We start from the raw sequence: 17836 nt of genomic DNA, 5'->3' as shown, positions 1-17836 counted from the left end.
TTGCCATGAAGCTAGTGCGATTTAAACCCCGCAGCGGTCATCAGTACGCGAAAAAACAGGCCGACCAGCGCGAGAGCCAGCACGCTGCCGCCCCACAGAATGACCAGCCACATCAGGCGTTTCCATAATGGCTGTTGCATCAGTGATATCCCTCCCCATGCTGAACCTTGCCGCGAAACACGTAGTAGCTCCAGAAGGTATAGACAAGAATAACAGGGATAATCAGCAGCGCACCAACCAGCATAAAGCCCTGGCTTTGCGCGGGCGCAGCCGCCTGCCACAGCGTAATGGAGGGCGGAATAATATGCGGCCAGATACTGATACCAAGCCCGCTGAAACCGAGGAAGATTAGCCCGAGCGTCAGCACAAAGGGTAATTTTTCACTTTGCGAGTGATTCAGACTGCGCCATTGCCACAGGCTCAACAGCAATACCAGCACCGGGACGGGCAGCAGGAAGAACAGATTCGGCAGCGTAAACCAGCGGCTTGCTATCACCGGGTGGGCAAGCGGCGTCCAGAGGCTAATGGCCGCTATCACCAGCAGTAGCGTCAGTAAGAGTCTTTTAGCCGCCTGGCGCATCCATACCTGCAACGCATTTTCGCTCTTCATCACCAGCCAGGTCGCCCCCAGCAAGGCATAGGCGATCACAAGCCCAAGACCACAAAACAGGGTAAAGGGAGTTAACCAGTCGAAGGGTCCACCGGCGAAAGTGCGCCCGCTGACCGGAAAACCGTTAATCACCGCCCCGACAACAACCCCTTGAGTGAAGGTCGCCAGAATAGAGCCGCCTGAGAACGCCTTGTCCCAGAAAGGACGATGCGCAGGCGTTGCCTTGAAGCGAAATTCAAAGGCTACGCCACGAAAAATTAACCCCACCAGCATCAGCGTCAGCGGAATGGTCAGCGCATCGATAATGACCGCATACGCCAGCGGGAAGGCGCCAAAAAGCGCCGCGCCGCCGAGCACCAGCCAGGTTTCGTTGCCGTCCCACACCGGGGCGACACTATTCACCATCACATCGCGGTCATCAGCGTTTGGCGTGGCGGGAAAAAGAATGCCGATCCCCAGATCAAAACCGTCCATCACGATATACATCAGGGTGGCAAAGACGATGATTACAAACCAGATGAGCGAAAGATCGATACCCATTACGGTTTCTCCTGCAGATTGTCGTGCGTATTTACCGCAGAAAGCGGTCGGGCGGGGCGGCCATCCTGTTCAGTGGCAAACGATTCATTCGCCTGGGGTCCTTTTTTAATCAACCGCACCATGTAGCTGTATCCGACGCCGAATACGGAGCTGTAGACGAGGATAAACCCCAGCAGGCTGATGCTCATGTGCAGCGTGCCATGAGCAGAAACGGCATCGGCAGTGCGCTGCAAGCCATAAACCACCCATGGCTGGCGACCCACTTCGGTGGTCACCCAACCGGCAAGAATAGCCAGCAAACCCGATGGCCCCATTAATAACGCGAACCACAGAAACGGGCGCGAGTGATAGAGGCGCTGTTTGCGGCGCAGCCACAATGCGACAACGCCGAGCAATATCATCAACACGCCAAGCCCTACCATCAGGCGAAACGACCAGAACACCACGGTCGTATTCGGACGATCTTCTTTGGCGAACGATTTCAGTGCGGGGACCTGTTTGTCCAGACTATGGGTCAGGATCAGGCTGCCCAATGCCGGGATCGCCAGCCCATAACGGGTGCGTTCTTGCGCCATGTCCGGCCAGCCAAATAACAACAATGGCGTCGGCTCTCCGGGAACATTTTCCCAGTGGCCCTCTATCGCGGCAATTTTGGCAGGTTGATGCTCAAGCGTGTTTAGCCCGTGCATATCGCCGATCAGCGCCTGAATGGGAGCCACAATGAGCGTCATCCATAGCGCCATTGAAAACATGGTGCGAATGGCGGGGGAGTGGTTGCCTTTCAGTAAATGCCAGGCGGCCGACGCGCCAACAAACAGCGCGCTGCTCAGGAAGGCGGCAACGGACATATGCAACAGGCGATACGGGAATGAGGGGTTAAACACCACCGCAAACCAGTCGACCGGCACCACCTGGCCATTAACAATTTCATAGCCCTGCGGCGTTTGCATCCAACTGTTGGAGGCGAGGATCCAGAAGGTGGAAATAATCGTCCCCAGCGCCACCATGCAGGTTGCAAAAAAATGCAGCCCCGGCCCAACCTTGTTCCAGCCAAACAGCATCACCCCTAAGAATCCGGCTTCGAGGAAAAATGCGGTCAGCACCTCATAGGTCAGTAACGGGCCGGTGATGCTACCGGCAAACTGGGAAAATCCGCTCCAGTTGGTGCCAAATTGATAGGCCATCACCAGACCGGAGACCACACCCATGCCAAAATTGACGGCGAAAATTTTTGACCAGAAGTGGTAGAGCGAACGCCACACCGGATTACCGGTTTTCAACCACAGACCTTCCAGCACCGCAAGGTAGCTGGCAAGACCGATGGTGATGGCCGGGAAAATAATGTGGAAGGAAACCGTAAAGGCAAACTGGATCCTTGCCAGATGAAACGCATCTAAACCCAACATACACAACCTCTGAATAGTGACTCTCAGGGAAATGGTAAAGAGCGGCGGGCATGATTATCAGAAACAGAAGAGACAAATTTATCTATAACAGTTGGTAAAAATGTGCTTTTTAGGTGCGCTGATATAGAATAAAAGCAAGGAAGGAGAGAGCAATGAAAAAATACCAGCGCCTGGCGCAGCAAATTATTTCGCAAATTGAGCTGGGCGTCTGGCGACCCGGCGACAGGCTGCCTTCGTTGCGCGAACAGGTAACCAGCAGTGGTCTGAGTTTTATGACGGTTGGTCATGCTTATCAGCTGCTGGAAAACCAGGGCTATATCACCGCCCGGCCTCAGTCAGGCTATTATGTGGCGCCACGTTCTCACCGTCCGCAAACATTACCACCTGCCACGTTAAAGCAAGATGAAGCGGTGGATATCAATACCTATATTTTTGATATTTTACAGGCCAGCCGCGATGCTTCGATATTGCCATTTGGTTCGGCCTTTCCGGATCCGCGCCTGTTTCCGCTGCAACAACTGAATCGCTCATTAGCGAATGTCAGTAAAAGCGCGACCGCCGTCAGCATTATTGAAAACCTGCCGCCGGGAAATTCCGGGCTGCGTCATGCCATCGCCCGTCGTTACGCCCAGCAGGGAATGACCATTTCACCGGATGAAATTGTGATTACCGCTGGCGCACTGGAGGCGTTAAATCTGAGTTTGCAGGCTGTAACAGAGCCCGGTGACTGGGTGATTGTTGAAAATCCCTGCTTTTATGGCGCGCTACAGGCACTTGAGCGCCTGCGTTTAAAAGCGCTGTCGGTGCCGACAGATATAAATGATGGCATTGATCTCCAGGCGCTGGAACAGGCGCTAAAGAGCTATCCGGTAAAAGCCTGCTGGCTGATGCCCAACAGCCAGAATCCGCTCGGCTTTACCCTGAGCGCAGAAAAAAAAGCACAACTGGTGGCGTTGCTGATGCAGCACAACGTGACCTTAATTGAAGACGACGTCTACAGCGAGCTCTATTACGGGCGGGAAAAACCGTTGCCCGCGAAAGCCTGGGACACTCAGGACATGACGCTGCATTGCTCCTCTTTTTCAAAATGTCTGGTCGCCGGGTTTCGTATCGGCTGGGTCGCTGCCGGGAAACATGCCCGTCGGATCCAGCAGTTACAGCTAATGAGCACCTTATCCACCAGTTCGCCGATGCAAATGGCGCTGGTCGATTACCTCGGCACCCAACGTTATGATGCGCATCTGCGCCGTCTGCGCCGCGCCCTGGCGGAACGCAAGCACCAGGCATGGCAGGCGTTGGTGCGCCATCTGCCCGGCGAGGTGAAGATCCATCGCAGCGACAGCGGTTATTTTTTATGGCTGGAGTTACCGCCGGAACTGGATGCCGGGGAGTTAAGCCAGCGCGCACTGGCTCATCAGGTCAGCATTGCGCCGGGGAAAATGTTCTCAACCTCCAGAGAGCCTACGCCGTTCTTTCGCTTTAATGCCTCCTGGCAATGGGGCGAGCGTGAAGAACGCGGCGTTATACTGCTCGGCAAAATCATTCGCGAAATGATGAAATAAAAAAGGACCCTGTTGTTCTTATTTTCTGAATAAAGTTTTCTCAATTTAAAAATATCTCTGCGGAAATTTCAGCCGCAGAGGTCATTATTTTCTGTACTTGCCCATCAGGCATTCATACGAAATGCGAATGGGAACATAAATTAACCTTTATCTGCTAACTCCTTGTCTATACTCCAGAAGATACACAGAGAGCATTTCTGCAATTAATGTAATGCGCTGTATGTCACAACCTGGCGAAATTTCTTATTGGCGGGATTCAGCCTTACGGCGCTCCGTCTACCTTTAAATCAGGAGATATTTTTACGGCAAGGCGGCCGCTCATTTTCATTACGACAGGAGTAAAACATATGAGCAAGAAATTTGCCCCGAGCTGCCTGTGCGCACTGGGCATGACCATCATGACAGCACACGCCGCCGAGCCGACGGAAGTAGGGAAAGGAGAAGGTCGCCTGGATATTATCGCCTGGCCGGGTTACATCGAACATGGCCAGACGGATAAGCAATATGACTGGGTTAGCCAGTTTGAAAAAGAGACGGGCTGTGCGGTAAACGTGAAAACGGCAGCAACGTCCGATGAGATGGTCAGCCTGATGGCCAAAGGGGGCTATGACCTGGTGACCGCGTCCGGCGATGCCTCGCTGCGCCTGATTATGGGCAAACGCGTGCAGCCTATTAATACCGCGCTGATCCCGAACTGGAAAACCCTGGATCCACGTATAGAGAAAGGCGAATGGTTTAACGTCGGCGGCAACGTTTACGGTACACCGTATCAGTGGGGACCTAACCTGCTGATGTATAACACCAAAACGTTCCCGACGCCGCCAGATAGCTGGTCAGTCGTTTTTGTGCAGCAAAATCTGCCGGATGGCAAAACCAATAAAGGTCGCGTACAGGCCTATGACGGGCCGATTTATATCGCCGATGCCGCACTGTTTGTCAAAGCCACTCAGCCGCAGCTTGGCATTGAGGATCCCTACCAGTTAACCGAAGCGCAGTATCAGGCTGTACTAAAAGTCCTGCGCGATCAGCATCAGTTAATCCACCGTTACTGGCATGACACCACGGTTCAGATGAGCGACTTCAAAAACGAAGGCGTTGTGGCGTCCAGTGCCTGGCCATATCAGGCAAACGCCCTGAAAGGGGAAAACCAGCCGATCGCCACCGTTTTCCCGAAAGAGGGGGTAACGGGCTGGGCGGATACCACCATGCTGCACGCGCAGGCGAAACACCCCAATTGCGCCTACAAATGGATGAACTGGTCGCTGACGCCGAAAGTACAGGGGGATGTCGCCGCCTGGTTTGGTTCACTGCCGGTGGTGCCGCAAGGCTGCAAAGCCAGTGATTTACTCGGTGAAAAAGGCTGCGAAACGAACGGTTACAGCTTCTTTGACAAGATTGCGTTCTGGAAAACACCCGTTGCCGAGGGAGGAAAATATGTCCCTTATAGCCGCTGGACGCAGGATTACATCGCCATTATGGGTGGACGTTAATCGGTCAGGAGTGATGTATGACCTATGCTGTTGAATTTGAAAATGTCTCACGTCTGTATAGTGATGTTCGTGCCGTCGACGGCGTCAGTCTGGCGGTAAACGACGGGGAATTTTTCTCCATGCTGGGGCCCTCTGGCTCCGGCAAAACTACCTGCCTGCGTCTTATCGCCGGTTTTGAACAACTGAGCGGTGGGGCTATTCGTATTTTTGGTCGTGAGGCCAGCGAATTGCCTCCCTGGGAACGTGACGTCAACACCGTTTTCCAGGATTACGCATTGTTTCCCCACATGTCGATCCTCGATAACGTGGCGTATGGTCTGATGGTCAAAGGCGTGGACAAAAAAACACGCCATGCCAGCGCACGCCAGGCGCTGGAAAAGGTGGCGCTGGATTTTGTTCACACCCGTAAGCCATCGCAACTTTCCGGCGGTCAGCGCCAGCGTGTGGCTATCGCCCGGGCGCTGGTCAATCAGCCTCGGGTTTTACTGCTTGATGAACCGCTGGGGGCGCTGGATTTGAAATTGCGCGAACAGATGCAGTTCGAGCTGAAAAAGCTGCAGCAGGATCTGGGGATCACCTTTATTTTTGTCACCCACGATCAGGGCGAAGCGCTCTCGATGTCCGACCGGGTGGCCGTGTTCAACAATGGCAAAATTGAGCAGGTTGATACACCGCGGGAACTCTATCTGCGCCCACGCACGCCGTTCGTGGCGGGCTTTGTCGGCACGTCTAATGTTTTCGACGACAGGCGGGCGGGTGCGTTGTGTGCGATGAACGGCATTTTCTCATTGCGGCCAGAGCATATTCGCCTTAACCAGCCGGGAGAGATTCAGGTACAGGGGGTGGTGCAGGCAGTACAGTATCAGGGGGCCGCCACTCGTTTCGAACTGAAACTTAGCGACGGTGAAAAACTGCTGGTCAGCCAGGCGAACATGTCCGATGCGTTATTGCCAGATACGCTGGCACCGGGGCAAACGGTGCTGGCTTCGTGGTCAAGAGAGGCGATGGTGCCGTTACGGGGAGCGGGGTGATGGAGATGAGTCTGTCCCGTTCACCGCAGCGTAAACCAGGTAGCCGCCTGAGTGGCCTGTTCTGGCGCAAACCGGCGCTGGGGTTGTTCCTGCTGTTGCTGGGGCCACTGATGTGGTTCGGCATTGTTTATCTGGGGTCGTTGCTGACGCTGCTATGGCAAGGCTTCTATACCTTTGATGATTTCACGATGTCGGTGACGCCGGATTTCACTCTGGCTAACCTGCAGGCGCTGTTTAATCCCGCCAATTACGACATCATCTTGCGTACGCTCACCATGGCGGTCGCCGTGACGCTGGCAAGCGCTATGCTTGCCTTTCCGATGGCGTGGTATATGGCGAAATACACCAGCGGTAAATGGAAAGCGTTTTTCTATATTGCCGTGATGCTGCCCATGTGGGCGAGCTACATCGTCAAAGCTTACGCCTGGACGCTACTGCTGGCGAAAGACGGCGTTGCCCAGTGGTTTCTCGGCCATATGGGGCTGGAGCCCCTACTCGGCGCGCTGCTGACACTGCCCGGTATCGGTGGTAATACCCTGTCGACCTCGGGGCTGGGGCGTTTTCTGGTCTTTGTCTACATCTGGCTGCCGTTTATGATTCTGCCGATTCAGGCCGCGCTGGAGCGATTGCCGCCGTCGCTATTACAGGCCTCAGCGGATCTTGGCGCTCATCCCCGGCAGACCTTTCGCCACGTGGTTCTGCCGCTGGCTATTCCGGGCGTTGCCGCCGGTTCTATCTTTACGTTCTCCCTGACGCTGGGTGATTTCATTGTGCCGCAACTGGTGGGGCCGCCGGGGTTCTTTATCGGCAACATGGTCTATTCGCAACAAGGGGCGATCGGCAACATGCCAATGGCGGCAGCCTTTACGCTGGTCCCCATTGTATTGATTGCCCTTTATCTGGCGTTCGTGAAACGTTTGGGAGCGTTCGATGCACTCTGACCGCGCACTGTTATTTCTCAAAATTGCCGCCTGGGGTGGGGTTATCTTTCTCCATTTCCCGTTATTGATAATCGCCATCTATGCTTTTAATACCGAGGATGCCGCGTTTAGTTTTCCCACGCAGGGCTTTACGCTGCGCTGGTTTAGCGTAGCGGCGGCGCGGGGCGATATCCTGGATGCCGTGACACTGTCACTGCAGATCGCGGCACTGGCGACATTTATTGCTTTAATCCTTGGCACGCTTGCTGCAATGGCTCTCTGGCGCAGTGAGTTCTTTGGCCGGAACGCCATCTCACTGTTGCTGCTGCTGCCGATCGCCTTGCCCGGCATTATTACCGGCCTGGCGCTGTTAACGGCGTTTAAAACGGTGGATCTGGAACCGGGTTTTTTCACCATTGTTGTCGGTCATGCCACGTTTTGCGTGGTGGTGGTTTTCAACAACGTGATAGCCCGATTCCGTCGCACGTCGTGGAGTCTGGTTGAAGCCTCAATGGATTTAGGTGCCACCTCATGGCAGACGTTTCGCTATGTGGTGTTGCCCAATCTCGGTTCGGCGCTGCTGGCCGGGGGGATGCTGGCGTTTGCATTGTCGTTTGACGAAATCATCGTCACGACCTTTACCGCAGGGCATGAACGCACGTTGCCGCTCTGGTTGTTAAATCAACTGGGGCGCCCGCGTGATGTGCCGGTAACCAATGTGGTGGCGCTGCTGGTCATGCTGGTAACGACCCTCCCGATTTTGGGTGCCTGGTGGCTAACCCGTGACGGTGAAACCGTAGCCGGAAGCGGCAAATAACTGACAACTCTGAAAGGATAGCGCTATGCAACATCAATTATTTATCAATGGAGCACTGGTCGACGGCGAAGGCGAAAAACAGGCCGTGTTTAACCCGGCCACCGGCGAGGTGTTGCTGGAGATTGCCGAAGCCTCGCCTGCGCAGGTGGACGCAGCGGTGAAGGCAGCCGATGAGGCCTTCAAAACCTGGGGACAGACCACGCCAAAAGCCCGCGCTGAATGCCTGCTGCAGCTGGCGCAGGTGATTGAAGATAATGCCGAAACCTTTGCGATGCTTGAATCGCTGAACTGCGGTAAACCCTTGCACTGTGTGCTGAGCGATGAAATTCCGGCGGTCGCGGATGTCTTTCGCTTCTTCGCAGGCGCCGCGCGTTGCCTGAACGGACTGGCCGCCGGGGAGTATCTGGAAGGGCACACCTCGATGATTCGCCGCGATCCGGTTGGCGTTGTGGCCTCAATCGCGCCGTGGAACTACCCGTTGATGATGGCGGCCTGGAAGCTGGGCCCTGCGCTCGCGGCAGGTAACTGTGTGGTCATTAAACCATCAGAAATCACGCCGCTAACAGCGTTGAAACTTGGTGAGCTGGCGCAGGATATTTTCCCGCCAGGAGTACTGAACGTGCTGTTCGGTCGGGGAAAAACCGTGGGTGATCCGCTGACGGGCCATGAAAAAGTGCGTATGGTCTCGCTGACGGGGTCTATTGCCACCGGTGAGCACATAATCGGCCACACGGCGTCTTCGATTAAACGTACCCATATGGAGTTGGGCGGCAAAGCGCCGGTGATTGTGTTTGATGACGCCGATCTGGATGCGGTTGTCGAAGGGGTCCGTACCTTTGGTTTTTACAACGCCGGGCAGGATTGTACCGCCGCCTGTCGCATTTATGCCCAACAAGGGATTTACGATGCGCTGGTTGAGAAACTGGGTGCTGCGGTGGCTAGCCTGAAAATGGGGGCGCCGGATGATGAAACCACCGAGCTGGGGCCACTGAGTTCCGAAGCCCATTTAGCCCGCGTCAGCAACGCGGTGGAAGAGGCCAAAGCATTAAGCCATATCCGTGTGGTCACGGGTGGCAACAAACGCGAGGGGGCAGGGTTCTACTACCAGCCCACGCTGCTGGCTGGAGCCAGACAGGACGATGCGATAGTGCAGCGCGAAGTCTTTGGTCCGGTCGTCAGCGTGACAGTCTTCGACGATGAAGAACAGGTGCTGGGCTGGGCCAATGATTCACAATATGGTCTGGCATCGTCGGTATGGACCAAAGATGTGGGTCGCGCGCACCGCCTGAGTGCGCGTCTGCAATATGGCTGCACCTGGGTGAATACCCATTTTATGCTTGTCAGCGAAATGCCTCATGGTGGACAAAAACTCTCGGGATACGGCAAAGATATGTCGATATACGGGCTGGAGGATTACACGGTGGTTCGCCACGTGATGATCAAACACTGAGCCTTCAACAACTGAACGTAGTGTGAGCGTGAGCGTTACCGTTTCTGTAACAATTTCTTCATAGGTACAGAATAATTGCGGTAATTCTCACGCTTTATAATTTCTAGTGTGTCAAAAAATGTAAAGATGGTATATTCCTGATTATGTTTTACGCGCCTTACCCGCGTAGCAGGGCCCATAATAAAATAATCCTACAAAACATATTATCTGACATATCAAGGCAGGGGATGTCACACTAATTTAATGAGTGCGACAAATTATCGTCACATCCCGCCATTGATAATGTCGCATTTTCGTTCTCTGGGGGACACATAATGAGTAAAGTAGTTGTGGTGCTGCTACCTGGCGGTATCCCTGAATATTTGACGGTTAATGATAACGACACAACCATCACCTGGGCTGTAAATCAGACACCGGAAGGCTTATCCGGCCTGACGCTTCCTATAGAAACTTATTTTTGCGAGGGTGAGGAGCTTCATTTCGCCCGTTATGAACCTGCGTTAAATGGCGCAATGGTTGAGCCGTATTTTCATTTATCTGCCTGAAAATGACGCCTGCTAATTGGGCAATTTACTGATAATAGCGGTTGTTAATAGTGCTAAATGCTAAACCTTAGCAGGCTATGCGAAACAGAACTTGTTCCCGAATACAGTGATCGGTGTGTACGTATTAAATAGTGGCAGCGCGAAATAAAAAAGGGCGCTCAGGCCCTTAATATTCTAATAGTTTGCAGGCTATCGTTTGAGGATGTTTTCATTATCCCGTGGGGCCCAGTCTTTTTCTGAGAAATCATATAGCGAATAAGACTGGTCGCGTAATCCATTAGCGCGCAAAATTCCTCGCACATCCGCAGGCAGGTTTTCATCGCGAAACAGTTCAGCGATCACAAACATCGCGTCGCTGAATGAGAGCTGTTTAATTTCAAAGGGTTTCCAGCCAGTACGCTTGAAAATAAGATGCCACAGAGCCTCTTCCCCGGCCAGCGCAACATAAGGGCTGGCATACTTCTCCCGATGACGAGACAGCAGAACTTCCAGGGTAAAAATGTGTGCGACGCGTTGCTTCGCGGCGGCCCCCCTGGCAGTCGTTTCGTTCGTCAGTTCTTCGTGCGTTATGTCATTGTTTTCACACACTCTGGTCTCGATGGCTTGCCATAGATCGTCAAACTTTTGCATTGCTGTTACCCTGTAAGAATTATTTACGGCCCTGTGACAATACCAGAGAAATCAGCCATTCGCCAAAGCAAGCAACAGATGAATTTATGGCAAAAACGACGTTATCCTGTGCTGTTTTTTTACATCAGCCTGATGTTAAGTTTAATCTTATGATTTATAAATAACTTAAATTAAATCTATAAAGAAAAATAGATTGCGAATGATTAAGCAGACTGAAGAATAAACGGGGATATTGCCTGCGATCAATATTGTCATGAATGCCCCGTCCTACATTTAAAGCTTATTCTCTCCTTACTGAGAAGCCTAAATGAAATTCACCCCGTGGATGTTGATCGTGCTGACAGTAACCAGTGTGCTGAGTATCGAAGGCAGTCTGGCTAAAACTCAGGTATTGAGTGACGGACAGGTTAAACAAAAGGTGATTGAGGAATCGATTGCAGCGTATCCGGGACCTTGTGCCTGTCCGTTCAATCAGGCCAGAAACGGCAGTAGCTGCGGTAAGCGTAGCGCCTGGAGCAAACCGGGCGGCTATGATCCCATCTGTTATGCCAGTGAAGTGACACCGCAGATGATCAAAGCGTGGCGTGAAGAACATAAACAATAGATGGCTGTGCAACAGCGTCCATTTTGTGACCGACCACGTAAACACGCCATCCCGATGTTCAGCACGTTTTAATGCCGTTTACTCTCGCGGCTATATAGTGGCGCCAGTGAGATAATCAGGACGTTAAAATGTTCGAATTTGCATGCGATAAATGCGGAAAAACCGTGATTATCGAAGATTTGGCAGCTATCGCCAAAGACAAGGCGAGGGGGGTAACATTCTGCCCTCATTGCCATGCCAGCATTGCGGACGAAAAGATTGTTGCTCATGCAAAAATCAGAGCGAGTGAAATGATCCATACCGCACTTGATTCCTTAAAGGCACGACAGACTGCCGCAAGCGCTGGATCGACGACCATCGCCAGAGAACTTCAAACGCATTCTTAATAAAAATTATTGCTACATAACCTGTTGAAGCAATCATGTGGGTGAGGCATTACCCGTTCGCAAAACCTATGCATATCAATTTTCTCCTTGCAGCAAATCGCACGATAAGTGAAAAAACTTGATAAATATCAATAAAAGTTGCATATTGCGCCCGTTTTCTTATCACAGGGTTAGTGTGGCTATGTCGCTTTATCAAAAAATGCTGGTTTTCTACGCTATCATGGCGCTACTTTGCGCAGTTATTACCTGGTTTTTATCCAGCGATCGTAAACGGATTCGTTTTCTGAGTGCTTTTCTGGTGGGTTCGACGTGGCCGATGAGCTTTCCGGTAGCGTTACTGGTGTCGCTATTTTGATCTTTTGTTAATGGGTGACGCAAGGCGTGACCGGTGAGACAAAATAAAACGTAAAAAATGTGCAACATAGTCTGCGTATGTTTTCCATGGAAAGGAGGCGGACGATGGATATGTTCACTAAAATGTTGATGTTTTATGCCGTCATGGCGCTACTGACCGGTGTAGTGACCTGGTTTTTATCCAAAGAGACTCGCCGTATCAAAACGCTCAGCGCATGCTTAGTCGGGGCAACATGGCCAATCAGTTTCCCGGTTGCCCTGGTGTTCTCATTTATCTAATGTACTGAGCGTGGAGAAGCAATAAGGCCCGACGCACCGTTTACGGTGGCCGGGTCTTTTTTATGGCAGCAGCGTTTTGAGTTTCTTACGTGCGGCGGGAGAAACATCATGCGGGTGGCTATAGCCCATATTTTCCACTGAGCGGGTATACAGGGCGACAAGCCAGTCGTAAACATAGCGTGTTGCAGCGTGAACAGGTTGCTCACCTAAGCGCGTTAAGCGTTCCGTCGAGCCAGAATTTGTCGAGGCGAACACGGTACTGCCTTTTTGTACGCGGCTGGCAGGGCGCTGGGCTTCCGGGACATCGGCATAGCCTAACCAGGCGACAAAATTACCTATGGCGGCATAGAGCTGTGCCGCAGACGCGGTATCGCGCTGCATAATCTTCTGCAACTGCTCCGGCATATTCAGTCGGTAGCTGCTGATAATGATGATTTCCGCCATCTGACGCACCGTGGCAGATGAGAGGCCCAGACGGGCGGCGTTATCATCATTACGGCTCCACTGACGTAAGTGATTGATCCACATAGCATGCGCCTGTTGACCAGCATCGCGGGCGACCTGGGCCTGCTCGCTGCTCTCAGCCGCCTCACCAAAGAGATCGATGGCTTCATTAAACAAACCGCTAACTTGCTCTTCGCGCCGTTGCTGCACCTTCCACAGAGAATCAAATTGCTGCATGTCCGGCAAAAGACCTTCCAGCAATTCGCCATGACGCGCCGCATGGGTTTGCAGTTCACGCACCACCGCTTCTGCACGGGTACGCTGAGCGGCGTTCTCTTTAGCCGGTGCGATAAGCCAGGCCTGCATCAGATCGCGTAACGCCAGTTGATGACGTTCGCGTAGGGATTTAAAGCGATGCTGACGCAGCGCCGGGGCGGTCGCCTGGGCCAGCCACTCAAGAACCCGTTGTAAACTGCTGGCATCCAGCGCCTGCAGTGTGCCCCAGTGCTGGCCAGGTTTTCCGACCAGTTGTTGCACCATTTCGTCGAGATTCTGGCCGCTGGTAAAACGGGCATCGTGCGGGGTGATGGTCCAGACCAGGCCAGGCAGCGCTGTCTCATGACCGGACTGCGTCTCCTTCACCCAGTTGAGTAGCGCTTTGGCCGTTGCCGTCGTGGTTGAGCGATGCGCTGTGGCATTGCAAATCAGTAAGACATCCGGCTGTAATTGCTGACGATAGCTCTCAAGCAACCAACGGCATTTACTGTTCCATAGCGGATGCCCCTCCTGCGGCGCCGGGGTGGGGATATCCAGAATATCCACACCCTTGAGCGTACTGTTCTCAACCGGGAGCACCAGTTCTTTGGTTAACAGCGCCAGCGTCGAGACAGGGATGCTGACCGCATTTTGTAATTGCTCTTCTGACCATGGATGCACCACCACCTCACCGGCAAAGGCTTCACTGTCCTGTTCTGGCGGGGTGAGAAAACCTTCTGTCGGCAGGGCGAAGTTATCGACTAACAGACTCAATGGCGCAGCCAGTTCCCCGGCGTTACCGGTCTGGTGCAGCGTATGCGCCAGCGACAGCCACTGCTGCGTTAACTCCTGCTGCTCCCCCCACAAAAGCGCCCAGGCGCTGGCGCGAGCGCTCAAGTCCAGCGATGGCAGAAGACAGGCGAACTGATACCACAACGCGTCATCCATATGCTGTTGTGATGACGGTACGACCGAACGCCAGAAACGGGCAATGGCCCCCACATCTTCCGCACTAATGCCTGGTACCGGGTTTGGCTGACGCAGTGCACGCCATTTTGCCAGACGGCTTTCAATGACCGTTTTGTCGACGACACGCAACTCCGGCATGGCCTGCGCGTGCGCAATAAAGACCTGCACCAGTTCCGCTTCGCTGATCAGGCGTAAACGCAGGGGAAAATTGTCGTCGACATGCGGGTTCTCACGGCTAAAGCGCAGTGCCATGCTGGTCAACATATGGCCGGGGTTGAGATGGCTGAAATAGTCCAGCGTCTTCTCGCCCAGCAAGACATGCAGGCGGCCGTTGCCACTGTCGCACAGGGCGGCAAGTAAATGGGCTTTGGCGGCCTGCGAGTGGCCAAACAGCCCAACGGTGCAGGGCATTTTCGCGGCGTTTTCCAGCGCGGTTTCCTGTGCCGTTAGCGCCGTTAAGCGTGCCAGTAGCGCGTCCGCGTCATCATCCAGCAACGGCGAAATCTGACGGTTATCATTTATCCATGCACCGATCGCCTGGGTCGTGGTCATGCTTGCACTCATTTCAGATACACACTCCCGCTGTCGATCCAGTAATGGCTACCGCTGTGGCGGCGATCGGCCAGCGTATTCAATTTGAAGGTTAACGCATCGGCCGGAACCGGCGTACCATCCTGCAGCCAGGCTTCGCTCAGAATAAACGATTCCGGACCGTGGTGTTTGTTACCGCCGCTAAACTGCAACCGCACATTCAACACCCCGTCGCCAGCGATGGTCTTCGCCAGTTCAGAAGAGTTGATGCTCAGGGTATAAAGCGGAGTGGCAGGCCAGCGGGCATTCGCCAGTTGACGAAAGCCGAGCGTGACATTGCCGCGCAGCGGGAAATGCAGACGAGCATCCAGTTTGGCGCCTGGTTTATCCAGATCAATATCGTGATACCAGATGTTCTCGTCACGCAGGGTGTTGACGACGTTATCCAGCACGCCGAGATAGCGCACGGTTGAGTACGCGCCGATGTCTGCCGCTTTAAAGTTGAAACGCGGCAGACGCAGATCCAGCGCCAGGCTACACAGCATGGCCCCTACCGCAGCGGTAGATTTCGGGTTGCCGATTTTGCCTTGCTGGCTGAACGGATACCATTCGTGTACGCGATATTTATCAAGCCAGACCATGCGGTTAACCGGTACCGGCTGCAAATGGCGAATCAACGCCTGCACTCCCGGCAGACAACCCGGGCGTCCGGTAATCAGTAACACATCACAGCAGTAATGGCTGATAGCCTCGCACACCGCATGCAGCGGTGAGGCCAGAGTAAATTGCCCGGCGAGCATGGCCTCCTGCAATTCACGGAAATTGACCTGCACCGGAACGCTCAGCACATCAAACTCCGGCGAGCCGGCAGGCAGCGCGTGGTCGATGGCCTGCTTTAGGTAATTCATCACGTTGCGCGTTGGCAACTGGGTCAACAGTTCGCCGAAAGTGGCATGCAGTCCGGCAAGCGGGTCGTTGATGTCACTCTCTTCCCACGCCGCCAGAATGGCATGGCCAATGGGCATAAACAGTTGCAGGGTGGTTTGTTGGCGCAAAACGGCCTGTGTATCAATACGCCCGGAATCGCCAAACAGGGTTGCCAGCAACGACGCAGCATCCGTAATACCGGCTTTTTGCAACTGGGTTTGCATCGCAGGCAGTACGCAGCGCTGAATGACGTCAAGCAGCACATCATCACCGGCGACTTTAAACCCTTCACGGAACAGCAACTGCGGGGTGATCTTAACGTTACTGCCGGTACCATCATCAAGCTGATAATGGGTAATCGCCATATCGGTTGTGCCACCGCCGATATCTACCGAGGCGACGCGTAGCGAGCGTCCCGGACGCGCGCCCGGGGCTTCGACCCGATCGGGGCGGGCCATGGAAGCAAAAAACGTTTCGGTTTGCCCGGCATAGCGGGAAATGGCCTCGTTATACAGCCAGACGAGTTGTCCGCAACTGGCTTCGTCCCACTCCATCTGGATATGGGGAACCGGTACCACGCTTTTTTCCTGCTGCTTACGATTAGCAAAATCATCATCTTGCGGATGCCAGCCCATGGCTTTCCAGACCAGCGCAATGGCTTCGAACATCCGGCGGCGGAAAATTTCGCGCTCCTGCTTCGGCATCGCCGACGGCAGGGTCAGAATGATGGTGCGCAACTGTCGCGGCGAGGCGGGAAAACCCAGACGTAAACGGGTGGCGACACTATTAATTTGCCCGAGCGCCTGTGCCAGTAGCTCGCACAGCATATGCGTCATCAATGTGCTGCGACTGTATTGTGGCGAAAAGACGGGCAGACGCTCATCAACTGGCAGGGAATAGAGCGGCTGGCCTTCATCATTCATGAGGTTCATCAGCGGAAACGCGGTCGCCAGGGGTTCGCGCTGCGTTTTGCTGTTCATCTGGCTAAAACGCCAGTCCTGCAATACCGGGGTTTCATCCCAAAGGTAACGGCGCGGGCTGGAAATGCCGCTGTTGCCTTCGGTACCCAGCCGCTGCATCGCCAGTTTGCGCGCCTCGTCGCCGACACGAACGATAGAAGGCCAGATAAAGGCGTCTTCGCGGCCGCTTTCTACCGAGAAATGCTGTTTGCCAAAGCGCGCTTCAGAAAACTCAAGACGGCTGGTGAACAGGGGTTCATTGAGAAACTGGGGTTCGCTTAACGAGCGCACCTGAAGCTCGGCGGTTTGACGCAGGCCATCGTTGGCATCGCCATGATCTTCAATGATTACGCCACATGTGTGGGTGTTGCCGACATCGAGAATTAAATCCACTGGGATAGCCGGGGTGCTCAGCGTATGGGTGACAATTTTCACCTCAGGCACCAGAATCTGCGTTCCAAGAAGGGTCAGCAAATTCAGCCAGTGCGCCTGATATTCAAAGCTACGCAAAGCCTGGTTGATTTCACGTTCACTGCGCTGCTCTTCCTGATTGATGGACTGCAGAAACGCTTCCCGTAGCCAGCCATCTACCCAGGTCTGATCGAGAAAATCCGCCACTTCGTCATCGCGCCAGGCCAGTGCGAAGCGTGTCCCGTTAAGGATATCGTTCTCTTGCGGTGCCAGTGCTGACGGGGAATTACCGTTGATCTGGCTGTCGAGGGCCAGGGTAACGCGATGGGTATTCCCGGCGCCATCGGGTTCACTCAGTTTACGAATCTGTACCCGCGCCCAGTTTTCTGGCCCTTCGACAAAGGTGCGCGGCGGGTTGAAGCGTAAGAAAGGGACAGGCAGCCATACGCCGTCGAGCACCGCCAGCGACGCGTGAAGCGACTGGGTGCTTTCCGGTTTGACCACCTCGGGCAGGCCGCCATTTTGCGCCGGAAGGGTATAGCGCTCATTGACCAGATCGTAATCCAGACGTAACAACGGACCATTCGCCGTTTTGCGCACAAAGCGACCGCTTTGCGCCGACTCCTGCGGCGTCAGGCCAAAATCAAGAAACTGGACGCCACTGTTGGCGATAAGCGTGACGCTCTGTTTGTAATCACAAAGATTAACCAGCATAA

General features: G+C 53.9%; 17 protein-coding genes. 11 read left to right on the top strand and 6 right to left on the bottom strand.

Annotated elements, in window-relative coordinates; all coding sequences use genetic code 11:
* Positions 1-11 precede the first annotated feature (11 nt).
* The 3 genes from AB182_RS30500 to AB182_RS12575 are packed head-to-tail and all read right to left on the bottom strand — an operon-like array spanning position 12 to position 2556.
* The gene (locus AB182_RS30500; protein ID WP_071845874.1) at positions 12-140 is read right to left on the bottom strand and encodes a DUF2474 domain-containing protein; all 129 of its coding nucleotides are present in this window, start codon (positions 138-140) and stop codon (positions 12-14) included.
* Positions 140-1150, bottom strand: coding sequence for a cytochrome d ubiquinol oxidase subunit II (gene cydB, locus AB182_RS12580; protein ID WP_047370402.1), 1011 nt, complete (start codon positions 1148-1150; stop codon positions 140-142). The genes AB182_RS30500 and cydB overlap by 1 nt, the downstream gene beginning before the upstream one ends.
* On the bottom strand, positions 1150-2556 hold the full coding sequence (locus AB182_RS12575) for a cytochrome ubiquinol oxidase subunit I (RefSeq protein ID WP_047370401.1): 1407 nt from the start codon (positions 2554-2556) through the stop codon (positions 1150-1152). Before AB182_RS12575 ends, cydB begins: the two co-directional genes overlap by 1 nt.
* 152 nt (positions 2557-2708) lie before the next feature.
* Here AB182_RS12575 and AB182_RS12570 point away from each other — a divergent pair, with 152 nt between their 5' ends.
* The 7 genes from AB182_RS12570 to AB182_RS12540 all read left to right on the top strand — a co-directional run bounded on the left by AB182_RS12570 (position 2709) and on the right by AB182_RS12540 (position 10371).
* A complete protein-coding gene (locus AB182_RS12570) occupies positions 2709-4118 on the top strand; it encodes an aminotransferase-like domain-containing protein (protein WP_047370400.1) in 1410 nt (469 codons plus the stop codon).
* Between the two features lie 347 nt (positions 4119-4465).
* The gene (gene ydcS / locus AB182_RS12565) at positions 4466-5608 is read left to right on the top strand and encodes a putative ABC transporter substrate-binding protein YdcS (protein WP_047370399.1); all 1143 of its coding nucleotides are present in this window, start codon (positions 4466-4468) and stop codon (positions 5606-5608) included.
* Between the two features lie 17 nt (positions 5609-5625).
* Positions 5626-6639, top strand: coding sequence for an ABC transporter ATP-binding protein (locus AB182_RS12560; protein WP_047370398.1), 1014 nt, complete (start codon positions 5626-5628; stop codon positions 6637-6639).
* Entirely contained in the window at positions 6639-7580 is a 942-nt protein-coding gene (locus AB182_RS12555) for an ABC transporter permease (protein ID WP_047370397.1), read from the top strand. Before AB182_RS12560 ends, AB182_RS12555 begins: the two co-directional genes overlap by 1 nt.
* On the top strand, positions 7570-8376 hold the full coding sequence (locus AB182_RS12550) for an ABC transporter permease (RefSeq protein ID WP_047370396.1): 807 nt from the start codon (positions 7570-7572) through the stop codon (positions 8374-8376). The genes AB182_RS12555 and AB182_RS12550 overlap by 11 nt, the downstream gene beginning before the upstream one ends.
* Before the next feature lie 25 nt (positions 8377-8401).
* Positions 8402-9826 (top strand): aminobutyraldehyde dehydrogenase, encoded by a 1425-nt coding sequence (gene patD / locus AB182_RS12545; protein WP_047370395.1) that lies wholly within the window; start codon positions 8402-8404, stop codon positions 9824-9826.
* A gap of 314 nt (positions 9827-10140) precedes the next feature.
* Positions 10141-10371: a hypothetical protein gene (locus AB182_RS12540; protein WP_047370394.1), complete on the top strand. Its 231-nt coding sequence runs from the start codon at positions 10141-10143 to the stop codon at positions 10369-10371.
* Positions 10372-10560: 189 nt separating this feature from the next.
* Here AB182_RS12540 and AB182_RS12535 read toward each other — a convergent pair whose 3' ends face one another.
* Positions 10561-11001: an ECs1072 family phage-associated protein gene (locus tag AB182_RS12535; protein ID WP_047370393.1), complete on the bottom strand. Its 441-nt coding sequence runs from the start codon at positions 10999-11001 to the stop codon at positions 10561-10563.
* 307 nt (positions 11002-11308) lie between these two features.
* Between AB182_RS12535 and AB182_RS12530 the strand changes: the two genes are divergently transcribed.
* The 4 genes from AB182_RS12530 (at position 11309) to AB182_RS30490 (ending at position 12624) form a co-directional block, all read left to right on the top strand.
* Positions 11309-11605 (top strand): hypothetical protein, encoded by a 297-nt coding sequence (locus AB182_RS12530; protein ID WP_047370392.1) that lies wholly within the window; start codon positions 11309-11311, stop codon positions 11603-11605.
* A 128-nt stretch (positions 11606-11733) separates the two neighbouring features.
* The gene (locus AB182_RS12525; RefSeq protein ID WP_047370391.1) at positions 11734-11991 is read left to right on the top strand and encodes a zinc ribbon domain-containing protein; all 258 of its coding nucleotides are present in this window, start codon (positions 11734-11736) and stop codon (positions 11989-11991) included.
* A gap of 181 nt (positions 11992-12172) precedes the next feature.
* The gene (locus AB182_RS30495) at positions 12173-12346 is read left to right on the top strand and encodes a GhoT/OrtT family toxin (protein ID WP_071845873.1); all 174 of its coding nucleotides are present in this window, start codon (positions 12173-12175) and stop codon (positions 12344-12346) included.
* A gap of 104 nt (positions 12347-12450) precedes the next feature.
* A complete protein-coding gene (locus AB182_RS30490) occupies positions 12451-12624 on the top strand; it encodes a GhoT/OrtT family toxin (RefSeq protein WP_071845872.1) in 174 nt (57 codons plus the stop codon).
* Positions 12625-12684: 60 nt separating this feature from the next.
* Here the strand turns inward: AB182_RS30490 and AB182_RS12520 are convergent, their stop codons facing one another.
* A complete protein-coding gene (locus AB182_RS12520) occupies positions 12685-14856 on the bottom strand; it encodes a virulence factor SrfC family protein (RefSeq protein WP_047370390.1) in 2172 nt (723 codons plus the stop codon).
* Positions 14853-17834, bottom strand: a complete 2982-nt coding sequence (locus AB182_RS12515) for a virulence factor SrfB (RefSeq protein WP_047370389.1) — start codon at positions 17832-17834, stop codon at positions 14853-14855. Before AB182_RS12515 ends, AB182_RS12520 begins: the two co-directional genes overlap by 4 nt.
* Between the last annotated feature and the right edge of the window lie 2 nt (positions 17835-17836).

The organism is Phytobacter ursingii (assembly GCF_001022135.1).
Lineage (GTDB): Bacteria > Pseudomonadota > Gammaproteobacteria > Enterobacterales > Enterobacteriaceae > Phytobacter > Phytobacter ursingii.
The sequence above is the reverse complement of the archived record's forward strand: the minus strand, read 5'-3'. Positions and strand labels throughout refer to the sequence as shown.

Bases quoted from the DNA above. Each gene is read 5' to 3' on its own strand.
- AB182_RS30500 (WP_071845874.1), bottom strand. From the start codon at position 140: ATGCAACAGCCATTATGGAAACGCCTGATGTGGCTGGTCATTCTGTGG.
- cydB (WP_047370402.1), bottom strand. From the start codon at position 1,150: ATGGGTATCGATCTTTCGCTCATCTGGTTTGTAATCATCGTCTTTGCC.
- AB182_RS12575 (WP_047370401.1), bottom strand. From the start codon at position 2,556: ATGTTGGGTTTAGATGCGTTTCATCTGGCAAGGATCCAGTTTGCCTTT.
- AB182_RS12570 (WP_047370400.1), top strand. From the start codon at position 2,709: ATGAAAAAATACCAGCGCCTGGCGCAGCAAATTATTTCGCAAATTGAG.
- ydcS (WP_047370399.1), top strand. From the start codon at position 4,466: ATGAGCAAGAAATTTGCCCCGAGCTGCCTGTGCGCACTGGGCATGACC.
- AB182_RS12560 (WP_047370398.1), top strand. From the start codon at position 5,626: ATGACCTATGCTGTTGAATTTGAAAATGTCTCACGTCTGTATAGTGAT.
- AB182_RS12555 (WP_047370397.1), top strand. From the start codon at position 6,639: ATGGAGATGAGTCTGTCCCGTTCACCGCAGCGTAAACCAGGTAGCCGC.
- AB182_RS12550 (WP_047370396.1), top strand. From the start codon at position 7,570: ATGCACTCTGACCGCGCACTGTTATTTCTCAAAATTGCCGCCTGGGGT.
- patD (WP_047370395.1), top strand. From the start codon at position 8,402: ATGCAACATCAATTATTTATCAATGGAGCACTGGTCGACGGCGAAGGC.
- AB182_RS12540 (WP_047370394.1), top strand. From the start codon at position 10,141: ATGAGTAAAGTAGTTGTGGTGCTGCTACCTGGCGGTATCCCTGAATAT.
- AB182_RS12535 (WP_047370393.1), bottom strand. From the start codon at position 11,001: ATGCAAAAGTTTGACGATCTATGGCAAGCCATCGAGACCAGAGTGTGT.
- AB182_RS12530 (WP_047370392.1), top strand. From the start codon at position 11,309: ATGAAATTCACCCCGTGGATGTTGATCGTGCTGACAGTAACCAGTGTG.
- AB182_RS12525 (WP_047370391.1), top strand. From the start codon at position 11,734: ATGTTCGAATTTGCATGCGATAAATGCGGAAAAACCGTGATTATCGAA.
- AB182_RS30495 (WP_071845873.1), top strand. From the start codon at position 12,173: ATGTCGCTTTATCAAAAAATGCTGGTTTTCTACGCTATCATGGCGCTA.
- AB182_RS30490 (WP_071845872.1), top strand. From the start codon at position 12,451: ATGGATATGTTCACTAAAATGTTGATGTTTTATGCCGTCATGGCGCTA.
- AB182_RS12520 (WP_047370390.1), bottom strand. From the start codon at position 14,856: ATGAGTGCAAGCATGACCACGACCCAGGCGATCGGTGCATGGATAAAT.
- AB182_RS12515 (WP_047370389.1), bottom strand. From the start codon at position 17,834: ATGCTGGTTAATCTTTGTGATTACAAACAGAGCGTCACGCTTATCGCC.